The 16,608-nt window shown below is 69.4% G+C and carries 17 protein-coding genes and 1 pseudogene; 8 read left to right on the top strand and 10 right to left on the bottom strand.

All coding sequences use genetic code 11. From position 1 onward, the window contains the following. Positions 1–230: 230 nt before the first annotated feature. A protein-coding gene (locus tag ABT034_RS30915; protein ID WP_502973096.1) for an IS5 family transposase occupies positions 231–1,066 on the top strand; the annotation gives its coding sequence in 2 pieces (ribosomal slippage) (positions 231–597 and positions 597–1,066; 837 coding nt in all). Between the two features lie 5 nt (positions 1,067–1,071). Here ABT034_RS30915 and ABT034_RS30910 read toward each other — a convergent pair. Then, complete coding sequence (locus ABT034_RS30910; protein ID WP_502973094.1) at positions 1,072–1,476, bottom strand: DUF6896 domain-containing protein; 405 nt, start codon at positions 1,474–1,476, stop codon at positions 1,072–1,074. Positions 1,477–1,671: 195 nt separating this feature from the next. Next, complete coding sequence (locus ABT034_RS30905) at positions 1,672–1,947, bottom strand: hypothetical protein (protein ID WP_351220376.1); 276 nt, start codon at positions 1,945–1,947, stop codon at positions 1,672–1,674. A gap of 114 nt (positions 1,948–2,061) precedes the next feature. On the opposite strand from ABT034_RS30905, the gene ABT034_RS30900 reads away from it, so the two are divergent. Then, on the top strand, positions 2,062–2,394 hold the full coding sequence (locus ABT034_RS30900) for a hypothetical protein (protein ID WP_351220375.1): 333 nt from the start codon (positions 2,062–2,064) through the stop codon (positions 2,392–2,394). A 222-nt stretch (positions 2,395–2,616) separates the two neighbouring features. Here the strand turns inward: ABT034_RS30900 and ABT034_RS30895 are convergent, their stop codons facing one another. Both ABT034_RS30895 and ABT034_RS30890 read right to left on the bottom strand, forming a co-directional pair. Then, the gene (locus ABT034_RS30895) at positions 2,617–2,856 is read right to left on the bottom strand and encodes a hypothetical protein (RefSeq protein ID WP_351220374.1); all 240 of its coding nucleotides are present in this window, start codon (positions 2,854–2,856) and stop codon (positions 2,617–2,619) included. 938 nt (positions 2,857–3,794) lie between these two features. Continuing rightward, on the bottom strand, positions 3,795–6,230 hold the full coding sequence (locus tag ABT034_RS30890) for a polysaccharide lyase 8 family protein (RefSeq protein ID WP_351220373.1): 2,436 nt from the start codon (positions 6,228–6,230) through the stop codon (positions 3,795–3,797). On the opposite strand from ABT034_RS30890, the gene ABT034_RS30885 reads away from it, so the two are divergent. Together ABT034_RS30885 and ABT034_RS30880 are read left to right on the top strand one after the other, a co-directional pair. Continuing rightward, positions 6,152–6,454 carry an ATP-binding protein gene (locus ABT034_RS30885; protein ID WP_351220372.1) on the top strand — a complete coding sequence of 101 codons (303 nt, stop codon included), beginning with the start codon at positions 6,152–6,154 and terminating at the stop codon, positions 6,452–6,454. The genes ABT034_RS30890 and ABT034_RS30885 overlap by 79 nt on opposite strands. 145 nt (positions 6,455–6,599) lie before the next feature. Continuing rightward, complete coding sequence (locus ABT034_RS30880) at positions 6,600–7,064, top strand: hypothetical protein (RefSeq protein ID WP_351220371.1); 465 nt, start codon at positions 6,600–6,602, stop codon at positions 7,062–7,064. Positions 7,065–7,226: 162 nt separating this feature from the next. Here the strand turns inward: ABT034_RS30880 and ABT034_RS30875 are convergent, their stop codons facing one another. From ABT034_RS30875 to ABT034_RS30865, 3 genes are all read right to left on the bottom strand, one after another. Continuing rightward, positions 7,227–7,535: a hypothetical protein gene (locus tag ABT034_RS30875; RefSeq protein WP_502973093.1), complete on the bottom strand. Its 309-nt coding sequence runs from the start codon at positions 7,533–7,535 to the stop codon at positions 7,227–7,229. A gap of 152 nt (positions 7,536–7,687) precedes the next feature. Further along, positions 7,688–8,239, bottom strand: coding sequence for a HEAT repeat domain-containing protein (locus tag ABT034_RS30870; RefSeq protein WP_351220370.1), 552 nt, complete (start codon positions 8,237–8,239; stop codon positions 7,688–7,690). Further along, a complete protein-coding gene (locus ABT034_RS30865) occupies positions 8,236–8,766 on the bottom strand; it encodes a hypothetical protein (protein ID WP_351220369.1) in 531 nt (176 codons plus the stop codon). The genes ABT034_RS30870 and ABT034_RS30865 overlap by 4 nt, the downstream gene beginning before the upstream one ends. Positions 8,767–8,981: 215 nt before the next feature. Between ABT034_RS30865 and ABT034_RS30860 the strand changes: the two genes are divergently transcribed. Continuing rightward, positions 8,982–9,656: a transposase family protein gene (locus ABT034_RS30860; protein WP_351220368.1), complete on the top strand. Its 675-nt coding sequence runs from the start codon at positions 8,982–8,984 to the stop codon at positions 9,654–9,656. A 100-nt stretch (positions 9,657–9,756) separates the two neighbouring features. Here ABT034_RS30860 and ABT034_RS30855 read toward each other — a convergent pair whose 3' ends face one another. After that, entirely contained in the window at positions 9,757–10,338 is a 582-nt protein-coding gene (locus ABT034_RS30855; protein WP_351220367.1) for a TetR/AcrR family transcriptional regulator, read from the bottom strand. A gap of 115 nt (positions 10,339–10,453) precedes the next feature. Here ABT034_RS30855 and ABT034_RS30850 point away from each other — a divergent pair, with 115 nt between their 5' ends. The 3 genes from ABT034_RS30850 to ABT034_RS30840 all read left to right on the top strand — a co-directional run bounded on the left by ABT034_RS30850 (position 10,454) and on the right by ABT034_RS30840 (position 13,283). Then, positions 10,454–11,146 carry an SDR family oxidoreductase gene (locus ABT034_RS30850; protein ID WP_351220366.1) on the top strand — a complete coding sequence of 231 codons (693 nt, stop codon included), beginning with the start codon at positions 10,454–10,456 and terminating at the stop codon, positions 11,144–11,146. A gap of 163 nt (positions 11,147–11,309) precedes the next feature. Next, a complete protein-coding gene (locus ABT034_RS30845; protein ID WP_351220365.1) occupies positions 11,310–12,314 on the top strand; it encodes an NADP-dependent oxidoreductase in 1,005 nt (334 codons plus the stop codon). Positions 12,315–12,413: 99 nt separating this feature from the next. Next, a complete protein-coding gene (locus ABT034_RS30840; protein ID WP_351220364.1) occupies positions 12,414–13,283 on the top strand; it encodes an alpha/beta fold hydrolase in 870 nt (289 codons plus the stop codon). Positions 13,284–14,407: 1,124 nt separating this feature from the next. Here the strand turns inward: ABT034_RS30840 and gnd are convergent. Continuing rightward, a pseudogene (gnd, locus tag ABT034_RS30835) lies at positions 14,408–15,863 on the bottom strand (NADP-dependent phosphogluconate dehydrogenase). A 249-nt stretch (positions 15,864–16,112) separates the two neighbouring features. After that, positions 16,113–16,589, bottom strand: coding sequence for an enoyl-CoA hydratase/isomerase family protein (locus ABT034_RS30830; RefSeq protein WP_351220363.1), 477 nt, complete (start codon positions 16,587–16,589; stop codon positions 16,113–16,115). Positions 16,590–16,608: the final 19 nt, after the last annotated feature.

The raw sequence follows: 16,608 nt of genomic DNA, 5'->3' as shown, positions 1-16,608 counted from the left end.
CCTTCGGTCTATCAGGTGTTGATCTCGTCCAGGCAGATGGTGGTCATGCGCTCGCTCCGGTGCTGGTGTTGGCCGGCTTGAGGACTCGGGGGATATGGACGTGGAGGTGTTCGACGTCGACCTGGCGGCCGCGGGCGCTGTTCGCGGGCGAGGAGTTCGGTGAGGCCGGATGCCCTTTTCCGGACTAACTGATCGTTTCAGAATGGGTCGAGCTGCGGGTCTTGCGCTCGATGATCTTGGTCGGCAGGGTGTCCAGGGTGCGTCCTGATCTTGTCCCTGATGACCTGTGGGAGCGGGTGGCCCCGTATTTGCCGCCCGCTCCTGAGAGGCGCCGCCGCTACCCCGGGCGGCTGCGTGTTCCTGACCGAGTCGCCCTCGCTGGCGTCATGTACGTGCTGCGGACGGGTGTCGCGTGGCGTGATGTTCCCGCGGAGACGGTGGGCTGCTCGGGTGTGACGGCTTGGCGCCGGCTGCGGGACTGGACCGAGGCCGGCGTGTGGCCGCGCCTGCATGCTGCCCTGCTGAGCGAGCTGCGCCGCGCGGGCCTGCTGGACCTGAACGACTTTTCCGTGGACGGGTCGCACGTCCGGGCGCTCAAAGGGGGGATCACGTCGGTCCCTCGCCCGTCGACCGCGCCCGCCCCGGCTCGAAGCACCACCTGATCGTCGACCGCCACGGAACCCCACTCGCCGTCACCCTGACCAGCGGCAACCGGCACGACGTCACCCAACTCCTACCGCTACTCGACGCCGTCCCGCCGATCCGGGGCCTGCGGGGATGTCCCCGCCGCAAGCCCGGGCGCCTGTATTCCGATCGGGGCTACGACTTCGACAAGTACCGCCGCCTACTGTGGAAACGCGGCATCAAGCCGATGATCGCCCGACGCGGCGGCGCCCACGGCTCTGGACTGGGCAAGGTGCGCTGGGTCGTCGAGCGCGCCTTCGCCTGGCTGCACCAGTTCAAACGGCTCCGCACTCGCTATGAGCGACGCGCCGATCTCCACCAAGGCCTGCTCGAACTGGCCTGCAGTCTCTTATGCCTGCGCCGCCTGCGAACCTCATCCTGAAGCGGTCAGCCGGCCACGCTGAACCACCCCGGCCTTACCTCGGTCAGAAGCGGGTGCAGCGACCGCACCGCGGACAGCAGGTCCTGATCCGTGACGTCAAGAGGCTCCGGCAGGCTCAGCCCGTACCAGCGCAGCCGCCAGAGGTCGAAGATTTCACTCCCGTCGGTTGCGAAGTCGACATCAATCTCAATGCCGTTGTCGCTGACGAAGAGGCACCCGGCGCCATGAACCTCGTAGGAGTAGGTGCCGACCTGCCCGCTCCGGCTGATGATCCGGCGCAAACGGACCAGGCCAAGGACATCTGCAAGTCGCTCAAGCGAGGGAATGGCTGCCCTCATGGCCTCGTCCACCGCGTTCAGAGCCCCGACGTAACCGAGTACGAGGTCCCGCGCAGCCCCAACCCGTTCCATACGGCGTCATCCCCCTGAGCCCGTGACTGAAGGGATTGTTCCATGGGCCGCCAGGGTCACCGCAGGACGGCATTCTGAAACGATCAGTTAGTCGCCACCTCAGTGAGGCAGCCGGGCCTCGATGATCACGGCGATGCCGACAACGGCTTGGTCCCGTTGATAACGAGCGAAGCCAGACACGAACGACGACAAAGATCAAAAGGGAACCGATAGTCCGGCCTTGCGCAGCTGCAACAGTGCTGTGGACATGCATTGCTGCACAGTCCTCCCGTCAGCACGTATGCCATGCCCCAAGGGACCCCCACTGGCGCCGAACGTCCACGCTGGCGCGCTTTCAGCCACTCTCTCGGCGTCCACTCTGATCATGGCGTTCACGCCCTGCTCACCCAGCCATTCCAGGATGAGGAGTGTCACGTCCTCGATGCCACCATCCTGGTCGATCTTTGGCCGGCGGCCCTGCTTCCCTGTCATTGTCAGGACTCTACCGAGGGGGCCGAAGCGGCCGTCATCCAGCCGTCGCGCGCATCGACCCCAAGCAGCGAAACGAGGGTGCGGAGGAGCGGTCCTAAGCACTACAACGAGGGGATGACCGTCTTCCTGTGTTCCAAGTGTGTCTCCGCGATCACGCCGGAGCTCGCCGAGCTTGCCAGTGTCCCTCACGTCTCCGACGACGAGCGCGACCGGGACAAGGAGACACGCCGGGCGCCTTCCACCGTTCCGCAGGGCCGCTACGCGATCGATCCCGAGCCCTGGGGACCTCCCTACGTCATGCAGGACGATCAGGAGGACCCGAAGCCAGCTCAGTCGCGCGGACCTGTGGTCTGCCGCGAAGAAGGCTTCGTCATCTCGGCCGGCAGCCGACACACAGTGCTGGTGCATCCTGATGACGCCGCCGGCCTTCAGCCACTGCCCAACTGAGAGAACACCAGTGGGTGCTGCGGACCGAGAGGCGACGAGGGACTCAACCGAGCCTGCCCCTGCGGTGCTCCGGTCGCGACTCTCGCGGCCGACTGTTCGGTCCCTTCGAACTGCACTTCGATCCCGTCCGGACCTACGCGTTTTCCCAGTAGGACCGCGAAGCACGTGCGGACGACGTCCACGACACGCCCGCTGGAACCCGTCCACCCATCTTCTTCACGACTACTTTCCGTGGTGAACGGCGGCTCGCACGGGCCTGCCGCCGAGCTGGGCTAGTTCGGATAAGCACGCGTGCTCGTGCTTGCAGGGGGTTCCGTAAGGACGTCCGCAGGTGCCGAGCGAGACCTTGCGGAGTTCGAAGTGCTGCTGGAAGTCGTGCCACTCCTGCTCGGTGGGCTCTCGGTATTCGTCCTGCGGTCGATCGGCCCGGCGGCGGTCGAGGAAGCCGCGGTAGGTCCGCACGAGGTCGTCCTGGAAGACTGCAAGGTATGCCTGGGAGGATGCGAGCGGCGATGTGGACGGGCAGTCCGCCGGTGACGGCCTCGGTGGCGAACATCCTGCGGAAGTCGTGGGGCGTGTAGTTCAGCGGCTGTCCTGTCTGGTCGCGCAGACCGGTGGCTTCCAGCGTCCGGTCGAGCCTGTGCTTGACCGCGGCCTCGCTCATGACCTGCGGTTGCCAGTACGGCCGTCGTTGGAAGAGGTGGGGCAGCAGCGGGCCGGTGGCTCGCTCGTGGGAGTCGTATCGGGCGATGAGGGGGATCTTGCCGCCGTTGGCGTCGCGCAGGCGCTTGATGATGGTGGCCAGGACGCTTGCGAGTTCAAGGCTCACCAGCAGGAGCCGTTCCTCGTTGCTTTTGGACGGAACGATTTGAAGCACACGGCACCACCCCCGGGTTCGCGGCCACACGACCCCACCGGGGAAGGCGAATCGATCGGAGATCACGCGAGAACTCATCCACCGTTGCGCTCCTTGCTCATTCGGATGCGCAACATCTATCGACTAGGCCGTCTGGGGGATGCGTCGTAGCTCGGCGTGTCCTCCGGTAATCCGGTCAACACCTCTGTGCTTCCCGCCTGCACAGCCGATAGCGATGCGGCGGGCCACCGGGCAGGTCGGCGAGGTTGGCGAGCAGCTCGCGGGCGCCGGGGGTGTTCAGGACGATGTCCTGAACGCGGGGGTTGAGGCCGTCGAGGTCGCGGATGTCGCGGGCGGCGGCCGTTCGTGGAGCTGGTCGCGGACGTCCTCGATCCGGTCGGCGGCGGGCGGGACGGGGGAGCCGCCCGGACCGGTGGGCAGGTGCAGGTAACCAACGAGATCAGATGGATCGGGTCGCATCGGCCCACCGTAGGGGCCCGAGCCGCTCTCCCCCCGCGCGGACGCAGGCACGTCGCGGCGGGTCTCACGCGAGCCTGACCACCGCCTTGTGCGTGGCGGCGAGCGTTCCTGGAGTGATCCGGAGCTGGAGCGCGGAGCCCGTCGCCACCACCTGGACCGTCGCGTCCTTGGACAGCACCGCCGACACGGGGCGGTTCCAGGTGAGGTCGACCGTCGCGCCGTCGCGCAGGGGGCCGGAGACGCACACCGTGGCGGTGGTACCGGACTCCCGGATCAGCACGGACGCGGGGGCGCCCGCAGTGACGTCGCCGACCGTGCCACCGAGCCAGAAGTTGATGCCGGTGAAACCCAGCGCGGGAACGCGTACGCCCTGCTGCTCCTTGGTGTTGGCGAGGACGGTGAGCCAGTTCGTGTCGGCCGCGCGGGCGGCCGTCTGCGCCTGGCTCGCGCCGGGCATCAGGACGTAGGAGTACGCAGCCCAGGTCGGATCGGTACCGTGGTCGAACCAGAGGGTGAGGTACCGGCGGGTGACCGGATCGGTCACGGCACCCTTGTTGATGTTCGACCACGCGCCCGTCCGGGCCTGGCGCAGGGCCTTCAACGCCAGGGCGCCGCCGGGGAAGACGTACCCGGCGTGACCGGCGAGGTGCGCCCACCGCGCGCCGGTGAGGGTGGCGCTCCAGCCGAGCGTGGTCGGCTGGGCCGTGCCGTCGACGGTGAAGGCGTGCACACCGGTGTCACCGAGGTTGCGGTTCTCCACGACCGACTCGACGCCCGTGCCGTCGCGCCCGTGGATCCCGGAGCCCAGGCAGACGATCGCGTCGTCGAGGAAGAACCAGGACTTCTTGGCCAGCAGTGTGGAGGACAGGCCCTTGAGGTACTGGCCCACGGCCGCGTACGTGCCGTCGGTCGTCCCGCCCACCCAGCGCACGTCGGGCCGGGCCGCACCCCAGGTGCCGCCTTCACCGTCGGCGAGCGGCTTGCGGGAGGCGGTGGTGCCCGGCAGCCGGTACGGGTCGACCGTCGGCCAGAAGTGGTCGCTGTACTGGCCGTTGGCGAAGGTGTCGCCCCACCAGTAGAGCATTCCCGAGCCGCTGTGCCAGGCGCGCAGGTTCTCGCCGTTGCCGTTCTCGTAGTACGTGATCCGGTTCGACGCCATGGAGAGCGAGGCCCCCCAGCCGGCGCGCCGGTGCACGGCCCGGTCCATACCGGAGAAGAGGCGGTGGCCGGACGGTTCGGGGCTCACCGAGGCCACGCCGTCGTCGACGGTCTTGAGGCGGGCGAGCGCGGCGACGCCCAGGGCGGGGCTGGCGAGCAGCGGACTGTAGTAGTCGCGGGCGATCCAGCCCTTCACCATCCCCTCCCAGCGGGCCTTCTCCGCCGCCGACGCGCTCTGCGCGAGCAGCGCGACGCACGCGATGATCGCGTGGCCGCGCAGATGGTCGTCCTGACGGACGCCCTGGGTATCCGACTTCTGTATCCCCCGGCTGATCGCCCGTCCGGATACGGCGTCCATGGCCAGACCGTTGAAGAGGAAGGGCGCGTACGCCTTCTCCACGGAGTCGAACACCACCTGCTGGCCGCCGTCGGTGACCTCCCATGGCGAACCCTTGAGCAGTGCGAACAGCAGGGACAGGCCGCCGAGCATGACCGCGCCGTACGAACCCGCGTAGGGGACGTAGGTGTGCTGGATGAAGCTTCCGTCGGCGAAGAGCCCGTCCCCACTCGTGACGTACGGGAAGACCGGCGAGAGCGCGTCACGGGCCAGGGTCAGCTTCGCGGCGGATCTGCCGACGACGCCCCGCAGGGCGAGGACCCGGCACAGGTCGACCCGGTTGGCGCCGGTGGACGTGCCGGTGTAGTTCGCCACGGCGCTGTCGGGGACGAAGTGGTCGACGGCGGCGCAGTGTTGGGCGATCCGGGTCGCGCCGAGGTGGTCGTACAGCAGGACGTCGATATCGAGCAGCGCCTGCGGAATGCCGATCTGCCAGTTGTACCAGTTGCCGTAGCGGGCCTGTGCCGCGTGGTACGCCTGGTCGTGGAGGTGGTCGAGCCCGGCGAGGATCTCGGCCCGCAGGGCCGTGTCGCCGGTGAGACCCGTGCCGGGCTGGGAGTACGCCTCGGCAAGGGTGCGCAGCCGGTTGTAACTGGTGTTGAGGTTCCCGGAGTACGTGTACGACTCGGCGTCCGTGTCCGGCTCGGGGTCCGCATAGGGCAGGTCCGGCCAGAGCGAGCCGTTCGTCCGGGCCATGGAGGAGCGCAGACCACGGGCGGTGTCGCCGAGCGCGGCGAGCTTCGAGGCGAAGGGCTCGGCGGTCGGAGTGACGTCCGTACCGAGGATGAGCTCCCGCCACGTCACGCGCAGCGCGTCGTACGCGTCGGCGGCGCGGGCGGGCGTCGCGGCGAGCGGCACCGCGAGCGATGCGACGGCGGCGGTGCCCAGGGCGGCACGCAGCAGACCGCGTCGGGACAGCAGGGAAGCGGGCACGGAGGAATACATGGCGGGGCGGACCTCCTGGGGAGAGCGCCCGACGGTCGGCGCTGTGGCCGACAGCATGCCCGGGACAGAAAGCGATTGCTACCCGGGACCAGACCTTCACCGACAAGCGGCTCTGCCAGGCCATCGTCGACCGGCTTACATTCGAGGCCCACATCATCGAGACCGGCACCCAGTCCTTCCGCCTCGCCAGCACCACAGCCAAGCGCAAAGCGGCTGCGGCCTGACGAGAGCGATCTCGTGGTGAGAGCGACGGCAGAAACTATCGCTCTCACCGCGTATTCAAGCTCTCGACAAGCGAGACCCCGCGCAAGGCCCGAGAGGCTCACTGGGAGACTGCAACGAGTTAGGTCTGTTGGGTGGGGGCGGGGTATGAACCGAGGACTGTTCGGTCTGGCATGCACGCTGATCCTGGCGGCATCGGCGAGTGCGACCGGCTGCGGCCGCTACTCTCCATGCCCGGGGGCGGGCCAGCGGCCGGAGGGAATCAGCACGCAGGACCTGGTCGGCACCTATCAAAGCTCTGTCGGACGCTTGACTCTCAGCAACGACGGGACGTTCACCACACTCGGGTGGCCCGCAAGTCTTGAAGAGGCCACCGGTGACCCGCAGAGCAGAACCGGAAGCGGAACCTGGAAGCTGGCTCCCGCCGACGACTCAGACTGGCCTGTCTCCTTCACCTTCCACAAGATCAGCGGCTACTGGGACAGCGCTGTCAACGGTGGGTACTACGGAGACGGGCTTTACGTCAGCGGCAGTCGAGAGAATCCACACCTCTACGGATACGTCGGCGACCCCGACCGCTGTGAACTCGACACCTTCACGCGCAACCGCTGAGACACGCTGCCCACGGCCTCTGTCGAGCCTGGGCGTCGTTCGCACGTGAGTTGGTAGGCCACACCCAACAAGCCGCCCGCCCGTCCGCAATCCTGTCAGGGGAAGCAGCCGGGCGGGCTCCGTGGCCCCACGCTACCGGCCGCCGCGGACCGCCGTCCGCACCTACCGGCCTCCTTCCCAGGACGCCCGCGAAACGTCACCCGATCGAGGGGTGGGGCCACTGAAGGCCGTCGCAGACACCTGGTCGAGCGCGGCGCGCTCGGCGGGCTCCAGTTCGGTGGTGCGGAGGAAGTCGGCGACCTTTCCCGGCATGTCGAGGGTGACCGGCAGTTCCGGGGCGGGAGCGTCTTCCTCGGTGGCGCTGTGGTCGGGCAGGAGGTCGGCGATGGCCGTCCGGATCGCGTCGCGGCTGACGCCGTGGTCGCGGGCGAGGGCGGCGATGGAGCGGCCTTCCAGGTACGCGGTGCGCACGGTTTCGGCCTTGCCGGCCGGGACGGCGGGGCCGGGGCCAAGTAGAGCGCTCAGGGGCCAGCTAAATCGCTCAGGCACACCAGCTGTGCCCGAGCACCGTACCTGGCCCCGGTGGACAACTTCGATGCACAGACGGGGCCGAGGTTGGACGCTCAAGGCGAGGAGGCCCAGGGGTCGTCCGACGGTTCGGGCTCTTCGGGGTGGAGCATGCAGCGAATACAGCGCCGGAGTCCCGGTTCACCGGATCCGGCGGCGGCGTTCATCCACGGCAGGGCGTCCATGGCATGTACGCGTTCATCTGTGGCGAAAGAGTTGATGGTCTGGTGGAGGTCCTCGGGGGCGGGTTCGTCCGTGAGGCAGAGCCAGCCGATCGCCGCGGCCAGGCGGACTTCGGGCGCCTCTGTCCAGTCTTGCCACCGCTCACGGAGCCACCAGACGGTCGGCGGATGTGCGTGGGCCCGGCTGGTCTCCGCGGCGGCAAGGAGCAGGGCGGCACGGACTATGACGTCATGCTCCGTGGCGAACCTGGTGGCGAGGTCGCTTCGGACCTTGTGGTCGGGGTCGGCGGCGGTGGCCAGAACGTAGGCGGCGTCGATGCGGATGGTGGGGTCGGAGTCGTTGAGAAGGGGCAGGAGCACGGGTGCTCCGGCGGTGATCGCGGCGCGGGCGGCGGCCACCGACCAGCCTGCCGGGTAGCCGGTCACTTCGACGCCGTAGTCGTCGTAGTCGTCGTAGTCGTCGGGGGCGTGACGCCGAGGATCGGTGCGGTGGAGCAGGAGTTCATCGCGGGAGGCGACGCCGAAGTGCTGGGCGCGGGCCGGGCTGGGAGTACGCCGAGGGCGGCGGCACGGTGTGGGTGGTGGGCATCGGTGGCGATGGGGATCAGGAACGGTACGGTGAGGGCGACGGCGGCCCGGCTGTCGTTGGCACACAGGCCCCCCAGCACGCCCGTCGCGTGGCTTGCGTGGTCCTCGCCGGTGTGCAGCAGGTGAACGGCCTTCCGGGCATCGTTCCCGTGAGGGAAGTTCCCCCACGGAACGGCGTCGAGAAGCAACCCGCTGTGGGCCCCGGACTGGATGCCGGCCACCACCGCCCGCACATCGAACGCGCCTCCCCCGAACGAGGCCAGCTCCGCTCCGTCCACCAGCGCCCGGCACATCTCGAACGCCGGATCGGTCCGCCAATCCCTCACACCACACCCCCGCCATCGAATCCCCAGAGATTCGATCATGCCTTGCCCGCCCGTCCGTCCCCGCCGGTCGGCTGCCGGACATCCAGGGGCATCCCCACACACCACGAAGCGCCGAGAACCCGGAAGGCGCCCTTCTCAGGGCGAAATGCGGTCGGGCCAACCGGAATGCTCAGGGGCCACATATCGCGTTCAGTCACACGAGATCGTCTGGAAGCTGCCGGTGCCGACCGCGTTTGGGCTGATGGTCCTGGGCTGTGCGCGAGGTACTGCTCCGACTGGAAGAGCTGCTCTTCCTGGCGGATCCGGGGATCAAGGTGGAGTCGATACAGGACGATGGCGAGGTGCTCCGAATCGGTGTCAGATGCCGGACGACCGGGGCTCGGTGCCCAGGCTGCGGAAGCTGGTCGGGGCGGGTGCACGGCTACCTGCGGTTTCCCGCTGACCTCCCCATGTCGGGACGGCGGGTGGTGCTGCAGCTTCGTGTCCAGCGCTGCACGTGCAAAGACGTCTCCTGCGGGCGGCGGACGTTCGTCGAGCAGGTTGCGGGCCTGACCCGTCGGTACAGCCAGCGGACCGAACGAATGCGGTCGGCGCTGGCCGAGGTCGGCCTCGCCCTGGCCGGTCGTGCCGGGGCCCGGCCGGCCGACGTCTTCGGGGCGAGGGTCAGCCGGAACACGGTCCTGCGGTTGGTCGACGCTCTCCCGGAACCCCAGCCACAGGCCCCGCGTGTGGTCGGCGTCGACGAATACGCGATGCGCAAGGGCCGTATCTACGGGACCGTGCTGGTCGACGTCGAGACCCGCAGACCGGAGAGCGGCGGCGACCTGTACAGCGTCGCCGCCAACTGCCGAGACGCTGGCTCGCGTCGTGTCCGCCGCCCTGTTCCTCGCCATGGCGGCCGGCCCGAACGCTACCGCGAGCACCGATGAGATACTGCGGGACGTCCGGGCCCAGATCGGCGCCATCCTGCCCCGCTGACGCCGACAGGTACGGATACAGCCACAGCCGCAGCTACGGCAGCGGCGATGGTTACCGTGACGTCGCCGGTGCGGGCTCGGGCCCGGTCAGGGCCGCGTGCACAGTGGCGAGGATCTCCTCCGACAGGGGTGACCCTTTGGTGGCGCGAGCCAGGACGAGCGCCCCGAACAGGGTGCACAGCCGGACGAGACCGTCCTGGTCGTCCGTGGCGAGCCACTCGGCGAAGACGCCCACCCCCTCGGTGTAGACGCGACGGGCCTCGCCGTCAGCGCCCTCGCGCGCCATGTCGCTGGCGAACGCGGCGACCGGGCAGCCATCCCCCGGGTCGTCCCGGTGCGCGACGGAGAGATAGGTGTCGATCAGTGCCTGCTGGGTGGCCTCGCGCTGCCCGTCGTGCCGCTCCAGCCCGGCGCTGTAGCGCTGGGTGAGCTCGGCGAAGGCGTGGGCGGTGGCCTCTTCGACGAGCGCCTCCTTGGAGGCGAACTGCTTGTAGAACGCGCCATGGGTCAGACCAGCCGCCTTCATCAGGTCGGCGACGCTGACCTGCGTGCCCTGCTCCCGGAACAGCCGGGAGGCGGTGTCCACCACCCGCCTGCGATTTTCCTCCGCCTGCGCCTGCGATACGCGGCCCATGACCACCCTCCCATTTGGATGTCGATTGGCATCTATCGTAGACCCGTGTTTAGATTGGATGCATAATCTAATCTGTTGCGGGTGAAGACGGTGCCCGCCAGGACCAGGAGCGAGCATGGAACTGAAGAACACGGTCGCGGTCGTCACCGGCGCCAACCGAGGGCTCGGGCGACACCTCGCAGCCCAGCTCGTGGAGCGCGGCGCGAAGGTCTACGCGGCGGCCCGCCGCCCCGAGACGGTGGACCTGCCGGGCGTACACCCGCTGCGCCTCGACGTGACGGACCCGGAGTCGATCCACGAGGCCGCCCGCATCGCCTCGGATACGACGCTGCTGATCAACAACGCGGGCCTCGCCACCGGCGCGACGCTCATCGGCGGCGACCTGGACGACGTGCACCGCGAGATAATGACCAACTACGTCGGCCCGCTCATCGCGACCCGGGCCTTCGCCCCGGTCATCGAGGGCAACGGCGGCGGCGCCGTGCTCAACGTCCTGTCCGCCCTGTCCTGGTACCACCCGGCCGGCGCCGGCTCCTACGCGGCCTCCAAGGCCGCCGCCTGGGCGATGAGCGACGCGACCCGCGAGGAGCTGGCGCCCCGCGGCATCACCGTCTCGGCGCTGCACGTCGCCTACATGGACACCGACATGGCCGCCGGCGTCCCCGCCGACCAGAAGGTCTCCCCCGCCGATGTCGCGGCGCAGGCACTGCTCGGCATCGAGGCGGGCCTGCCCGAGATCCTCGCCGACGAGGTCACCCGGCAGGTCAAGCAGGGCCTGGCCGGCACACCCGGGCCGGCCGCGGCCTGACGCCCACCCCGCCCTTGCGTCCGTGCCGGCGCGACATGCGCCGGCACGGAGGCGCCACAGACTTCCCCTTACCGGCAGAAACCCGTAGCGGACACACCCCCGTCCCCGCTCGCGCGGGAGACCGACCGAACACCGAACGAACACCGAACGAACGGAGACAACAGTGAAGGCCTTCATGGTCGAGAAGTACGGCGACCCGACCACGGTGCGCGCCGGGGATGCACCCGAGCCCGCGGTGGGCGCCGAGGACGTCCTGGTCAGGATCGACGCGGCGAGCGTCAACCCGCTGGACTACAAGATCCGCAAGGGGGAGTTGAAGGCGATCGTGCCGTACCGTCTCCCGCTCATCCTGGGCAACGACTTCGCCGGGACCGTCGTCCGCGTCGGATCGTCCGTCACCCGCTTCTCGGTGGGCGACGAGGTCTACGCGCGGCCCGACAAGGACCGCATCGGCACCTTCGCCGAACGCATCGCCGTCCACCAGGACGACCTGGCCCTCAAGCCCGCCTCGCTGACCATGACCGAGGCCGCCTCCCTCCCGCTGGTCGCGCTGACCGCCTGGCAGGCTCTGGTCGAGCGGGCGAACGTCCAGCCGGGCCAGAAGGTCCTCATCCACGCGGGCGCCGGCGGCCTCGGCTCCGTCACCATCCAGCTCGCCAAGGCGCTGGGCGCGCACGTGGCCACCACCGCCAGCACCGCCAAGGTCGGCCTGGTCAAGGAACTCGGCGCGGACGAGGTCATCGACTACCGCACCCAGGACTTCTCCGAGGTCCTCCACGGTTACGACGTCGTCCTGGACTCCCTCGGCGGCGAGACGCTCACCAAGTCCCTGCGCGTCCTCAAGCCCGGCGGCATCGTCATCTCCGTCGCGGGCCCGCCCGACCCGGCCACCGGCGTCGAACTCGGCGCGAACGCGGTCATGCGCCTGGGCGTCGCCGTGCTCAGCGCGAAGGTCCGGCGCCAGGCCAAGCGCCTCGGCGTCACCTACTCCTTCCTGTTCATGAAGGCCAGCGGCGACCAGCTGCGCGAAGTCACCCGCCTCGTCGACGCCGGGAAGATCCACCCCGTCGTCGACAGCGTCTTCCCGTTCGACGAGACCCTCCAGGCCATGGAGTACATCGAGAAGGGCCGCGCGAAGGCCGGCAAGGTCGTCGTCTCGATGACGTGAGCGGGGGCACCGATCCCGCCGGACAGCAGAAGGGGGCCCCTTCACCCACGAGAAGCCCCCTCCCTGCCCCCCTCCCCCCACACACACCAGGACCCGACCATGAGCACACCGACCAGCTCCCCCATGCCCACCCCTGCGTCGTACAGGAACGCGCCGACCCGTTCCGTGTCCGTGCACGGCGTGGACGTCGCCTACCGGCAGCACGGTCCGGACGAAGGCGTACCGCTGATCCTGCTCAACCACCTGTCCGCGGTCCTGGACAACTGGGACCCCCGCGTCGTCGACGGACTCGCCGCCCGCCGCCGCGTGATCACCTACGACAACCGCGGCGTCGGCGCCTCCGGCGGCTCCACGCCCGACACCATCGAGGCGATGGCCCGCGACACCGTGCTGTTCATCCGGGCCCTCGGGTACGAACGCGTCGACCTGCTCGGCCTGTCGATGGGCGGCTTCGTCGCCCAGGTCGTCGCAGCACAGGAACCGGACCTCGTACGGAAGATGATCCTCGCGGGCACCGGCCCCGCCGGAGGCCCCGGCATCGACAAGGTCACCTCCCTCACCGTCAAGGACACCCTCAAGGCCGTCGTGACCCGCAAGGACCCCAAGCAGTACCTCTTCTTCACCGCCACCGAAAGCGGCCGACAGGCCGCCCACGCCTTCCTGGACCGGCTGAAGGAGCGCACGGACGACCGCGACAAAGCCATCTCGCTTCCGTCGTTCCGCGCCCAGCTGAAGGCCATCCACCGCTGGGGCGTCCAGGCCCCCGCCGACCTGTCGCGCATCCACCAGCCGGTCCTGGTGGCCAACGGCGAGAGCGACCGGATGATCCCGAGCGTCAACACCCTCGACCTGGCCGCCCGGCTGCCCCAGGGCGAACTCGAACCCCTCTACCCCGACGCCGGGCACGGGGGGATCTTCCAGTTCCACGACGCCTTCGTCCCACGGGCGCTGGAATTCCTCGAAGCGTAGCCAGGCCGATGAACGGCCGGCCGAACGCCGCCCCATACGGCTGTCCGCCTCGCCGTCTTTCATCGCTGAAGGCTGCGCCACAAGGCCGTCGATATCCAGGCGGAGCGACGCAAGTAGATGCTGAGTGCGCGATCGGCACCACGCAGCCTCTCGACGAGCGGCGCCAGACGCTCCCGCGCTTCGTGCGCGTCCGTGGCATTGAGGAGTCGTACGGCGATCTCCGGTCCGCAGCGGGGGATCGGCTGACGCTCCACCGGAGGGTGTGGGGGCGAAGTCACGACACCTGGAGTCCGGTTCGTCCGCTTTAGCGGCCTTGAGGTGTCGTAGGAAAATGCCCCCACCACTCCGGGGCCCGCGCCCCGGCCGGGTCAGGGTCAGGTGGTGATGGGCTCCTGGAGTTCCGTCACCCGGTGCTCCCGGTTGGCCGGGTACTCCAGGGTGAGCGCGCCTTGACCTGGACGAGCCTGGTCCGCATCTCGGCGACCGTGCGCGGCAGTCCCACCGCCGTGCGGTGCCCGCGCGGCCTTCGTAGGGTCGTTCGCATGAGTATGCAGAGCAAAGCGAATGGCCAGGCGGACCTTGACGGGGTCCAGGTGCGCAGCGTGCTCGACGCGACCGGGAAGCCGGTCCTGGAGGCAGTCCCCGTGGCGGCCGGAACGGCCGGCGCGGACGGCGGGCCGGTCATGGGCCGGCTGCTCTACGTCGAGCCGGAATCCCTGGCCGGAAGTGAGGCCGGGGGTGAGCGGATTCACAGGCCCGTCCTCGTCGCGCTGTCGACGCATGTCAAGGACGCGTACACCGGGCGCGGGGTCGCCGGGGCGCTGGGCGAGCTGTTCCGCAGGGCGGGGATCGGGGCGCGACGGTCGTCCCGCTGTGCTCGTCCGTGGCGAGGTGGACCGGCCGGCATCCGGACGCGGGGGCCCGGCCTGATGAGGCCCTCACACGCGCGGCCGAGCAAGCCGTCACGGAGGACTCTTCGCTTTGGTGAAACAGCTGGTGCATCAGTTGGTGCGTCAGTTGGTGAACCGCCTGGTGTTGCGGACAGGCGGTGCCTGTGCCCGGTGAACCACCCTGGGGCGCCGCCTCCGCAACGGAGGGGCGCCCCAGGGTGTTGGCGGGGCCGGTCAGCCCGCGTCGACCTCGGAGCGGTCGCCGCTCCACAGGGTGTGGTATGAACCGGGCTGGTCCGTCCGGCGGTAGGTGTGGGCGCCGAAGTAGTCGCGCTGACCCTGGGTAAGGGCGGCGGGCAGACGGGGGGCGCGCAGGGCGTCGTAGTAGGCGAGGGAGGACGAGAAGGCGGGGGGCGGGACGCCCTTGTGGGCAGCGGCCGCGATGACCTCACGCCAGTTGTCGTTCGCGCCTGCGATCTCGCCTGCGAACTCCGGGTCGGAAAGCAGGCTGACCATGTCGGGCTGCTTGGCGTAGGCCGCGGCGATGCGGTCCAGGAAGGCGGCGCGGATGATGCATCCACCGCGCCAGATCTTGGCGACGGCGCCCGGGTCGATGTTCTAGTCGTAGTCCTTGGAGCCGACCGCGATCTCGTGGAAGCCCTGCGTGTAAGAGACGATCTTCGAGGCGTACAGCGCCTGTTCGACCTCTTCGTGAACGCCTCCGCCTCACCGGCCTTCAGCGCCTCGGGGCGCGGACCGGCCAGTCCCAGGGACGCCTCACGCAGGTCCGCGTGACCGGAGATTGCCCGGGAGAAGACGGCCTCCGCGATGCCGTTGACCGGGACACCCATGTCGAGCGCGGTCTGCACCGTCCAGCGGCCGGTGCCCTTCTGCTCGGCCTGGTCCTGGACGATGTCGACGAACGGCTCGCCCGTCCTGGCGTCCTTGTGGGCGGACATCGGCGGTGATCTCGATCAGGTACGAGTCGAGGCGGCCGGTGTTCCACTCGCGGAAGATCTCCGAGATCCGCTCGGGGGAGTAACCGCAGACCTGACGGAGCAGGTCGTAGGCCTCCGCGATGAGCTGCATGTCGGCGTACTCGATGCCGTTGTGGACCATCTTCACGAAGTGGCCGGCGCCGTCCGGGCCGACGTGCGTGACGCACGGGGCGCCGTCCTTGGCCTTCGCGGAGATCTTCTCCAGCATCGGGCCGAGGGCCGCGTAGGACTCGGGGGGAGCCGCCGGGCATGATCGACGGGCCGTTGAGGGCGCCTTCCTCGCCGCCGGAGATGCCGGTGCCGACGAAGTGCAGGCTCTGCTCGCGCAGTTCCTTCTCGCGGCGCCTGGTGTCCAGGAAGTGCGCGTTGCCGCCGTCGACGATCATGTCGCCGGGTTCCAGCAGTGGCGCGAACTCGCGGATCACGGCGTCGGTGGGCTCGCCGGCCTTGACCATGATGACCAGGCGCCGCGGGCGCTCCAGGGCGGCCACGAACTCCTCGGCGGTGGCGGCCGGGATGAAGTCGCCGTCCCCGCCGTGCTCCTTGACCAGGTCCTCGGTGCGCGTGGCGGTGCGGTTGTGGACCGCGACGGTGTAGCCGTTGCGCGCGAAGTTCCGGGCCAGGTTGCTGCCCATGACCGCGAGGCCGGTGACGCCGATCTGCGCCGCGCCGGTGCGTGCGGTGGTGCTCATCCTGCTGACTCCTGGCGTAGGGCTTTCGATATTCAGAATTGCGTATACGGGAATCGGACGCAGGCGCACAAAGCACCCAGGTGGTCACGCGTGCGGGGCCCAGCGCCGGTCAGGGGCGGGAGCCGATCCGGTCGCCCATGTTCAGCTCGATGTCGAGGGCGGCTTCCGGGCTCGCCGACATCAGCTGCTGGAGGCCCGCTTGGACCGCGGGCCGGGCGAAGAGCTGGCTGAAGCGCTCGTTGGTGGCCTTCAGGCTTTCGCGGCTGGCCGGGGGCGCTTCCTCGTTGATGATGGCCTTGATCGCGCGCAGGGACTCGGTGTCGAAGTGGACGATCCGCTGCGCGAACCTCTCGACAAAAGCGTCGAGTCGGCGTCGGGGACGGCGCGGTTGACCCAGCCGTACAGTTCGGCCGTGTGCGCGTCGTAGTCCTCGCCCGAGGCGATGATCTGCAGAGCGCGCGCCCTCCCGGTCAAGCGCGTCAGCCGCTGGATGCCGCCGCAGCCGGGGATGACGCCCACCCCGATTTCCAACTGGCCCAGGATGGCACTCTCGCGGGCGAACCGCACGTCGAGAGCCGTCAGGAACTCGTTGCCCATGCCCCGTGCGCGGCCGCGAACGGCGCCGACGGTGATGAACGGGGCCCGGCCCAGCCGCTCGACCAGGTCGAACCAGACCGGCATCCCCTCCCCGAGCTCGCCCACTCTGCCCATGTCGAGGTGCGCCATGTAGAAATCGGGCAGGGCC

The sequence above is a fragment of the Streptomyces sp. NPDC002773 genome, from assembly GCF_040295605.1.
GTDB lineage: Bacteria > Actinomycetota > Actinomycetes > Streptomycetales > Streptomycetaceae > Streptomyces.
The sequence above is the reverse complement of the archived record's forward strand: the minus strand, read 5'-3'. Positions and strand labels throughout refer to the sequence as shown.

Bases quoted from the DNA above. Each gene is read 5' to 3' on its own strand.
- ABT034_RS30880 (WP_351220371.1), top strand. From the start codon at position 6,600: ATGAACCGAGGACTGTTCGGTCTGGCATGCACGCTGATCCTGGCGGCA.
- ABT034_RS30910 (WP_502973094.1), bottom strand. From the start codon at position 1,476: ATGGAACGGGTTGGGGCTGCGCGGGACCTCGTACTCGGTTACGTCGGG.
- ABT034_RS30830 (WP_351220363.1), bottom strand. From the start codon at position 16,589: ATGGCGCACCTCGACATGGGCAGAGTGGGCGAGCTCGGGGAGGGGATG.
- ABT034_RS30850 (WP_351220366.1), top strand. From the start codon at position 10,454: ATGGAACTGAAGAACACGGTCGCGGTCGTCACCGGCGCCAACCGAGGG.
- ABT034_RS30885 (WP_351220372.1), top strand. From the start codon at position 6,152: ATGCGACGGCGGCGGTGCCCAGGGCGGCACGCAGCAGACCGCGTCGGG.
- ABT034_RS30905 (WP_351220376.1), bottom strand. From the start codon at position 1,947: ATGACAGGGAAGCAGGGCCGCCGGCCAAAGATCGACCAGGATGGTGGC.
- ABT034_RS30855 (WP_351220367.1), bottom strand. From the start codon at position 10,338: ATGGGCCGCGTATCGCAGGCGCAGGCGGAGGAAAATCGCAGGCGGGTG.
- ABT034_RS30865 (WP_351220369.1), bottom strand. From the start codon at position 8,766: ATGATCGAATCTCTGGGGATTCGATGGCGGGGGTGTGGTGTGAGGGAT.
- ABT034_RS30890 (WP_351220373.1), bottom strand. From the start codon at position 6,230: ATGTATTCCTCCGTGCCCGCTTCCCTGCTGTCCCGACGCGGTCTGCTG.
- ABT034_RS30840 (WP_351220364.1), top strand. From the start codon at position 12,414: ATGAGCACACCGACCAGCTCCCCCATGCCCACCCCTGCGTCGTACAGG.
- ABT034_RS30900 (WP_351220375.1), top strand. From the start codon at position 2,062: ATGACCGTCTTCCTGTGTTCCAAGTGTGTCTCCGCGATCACGCCGGAG.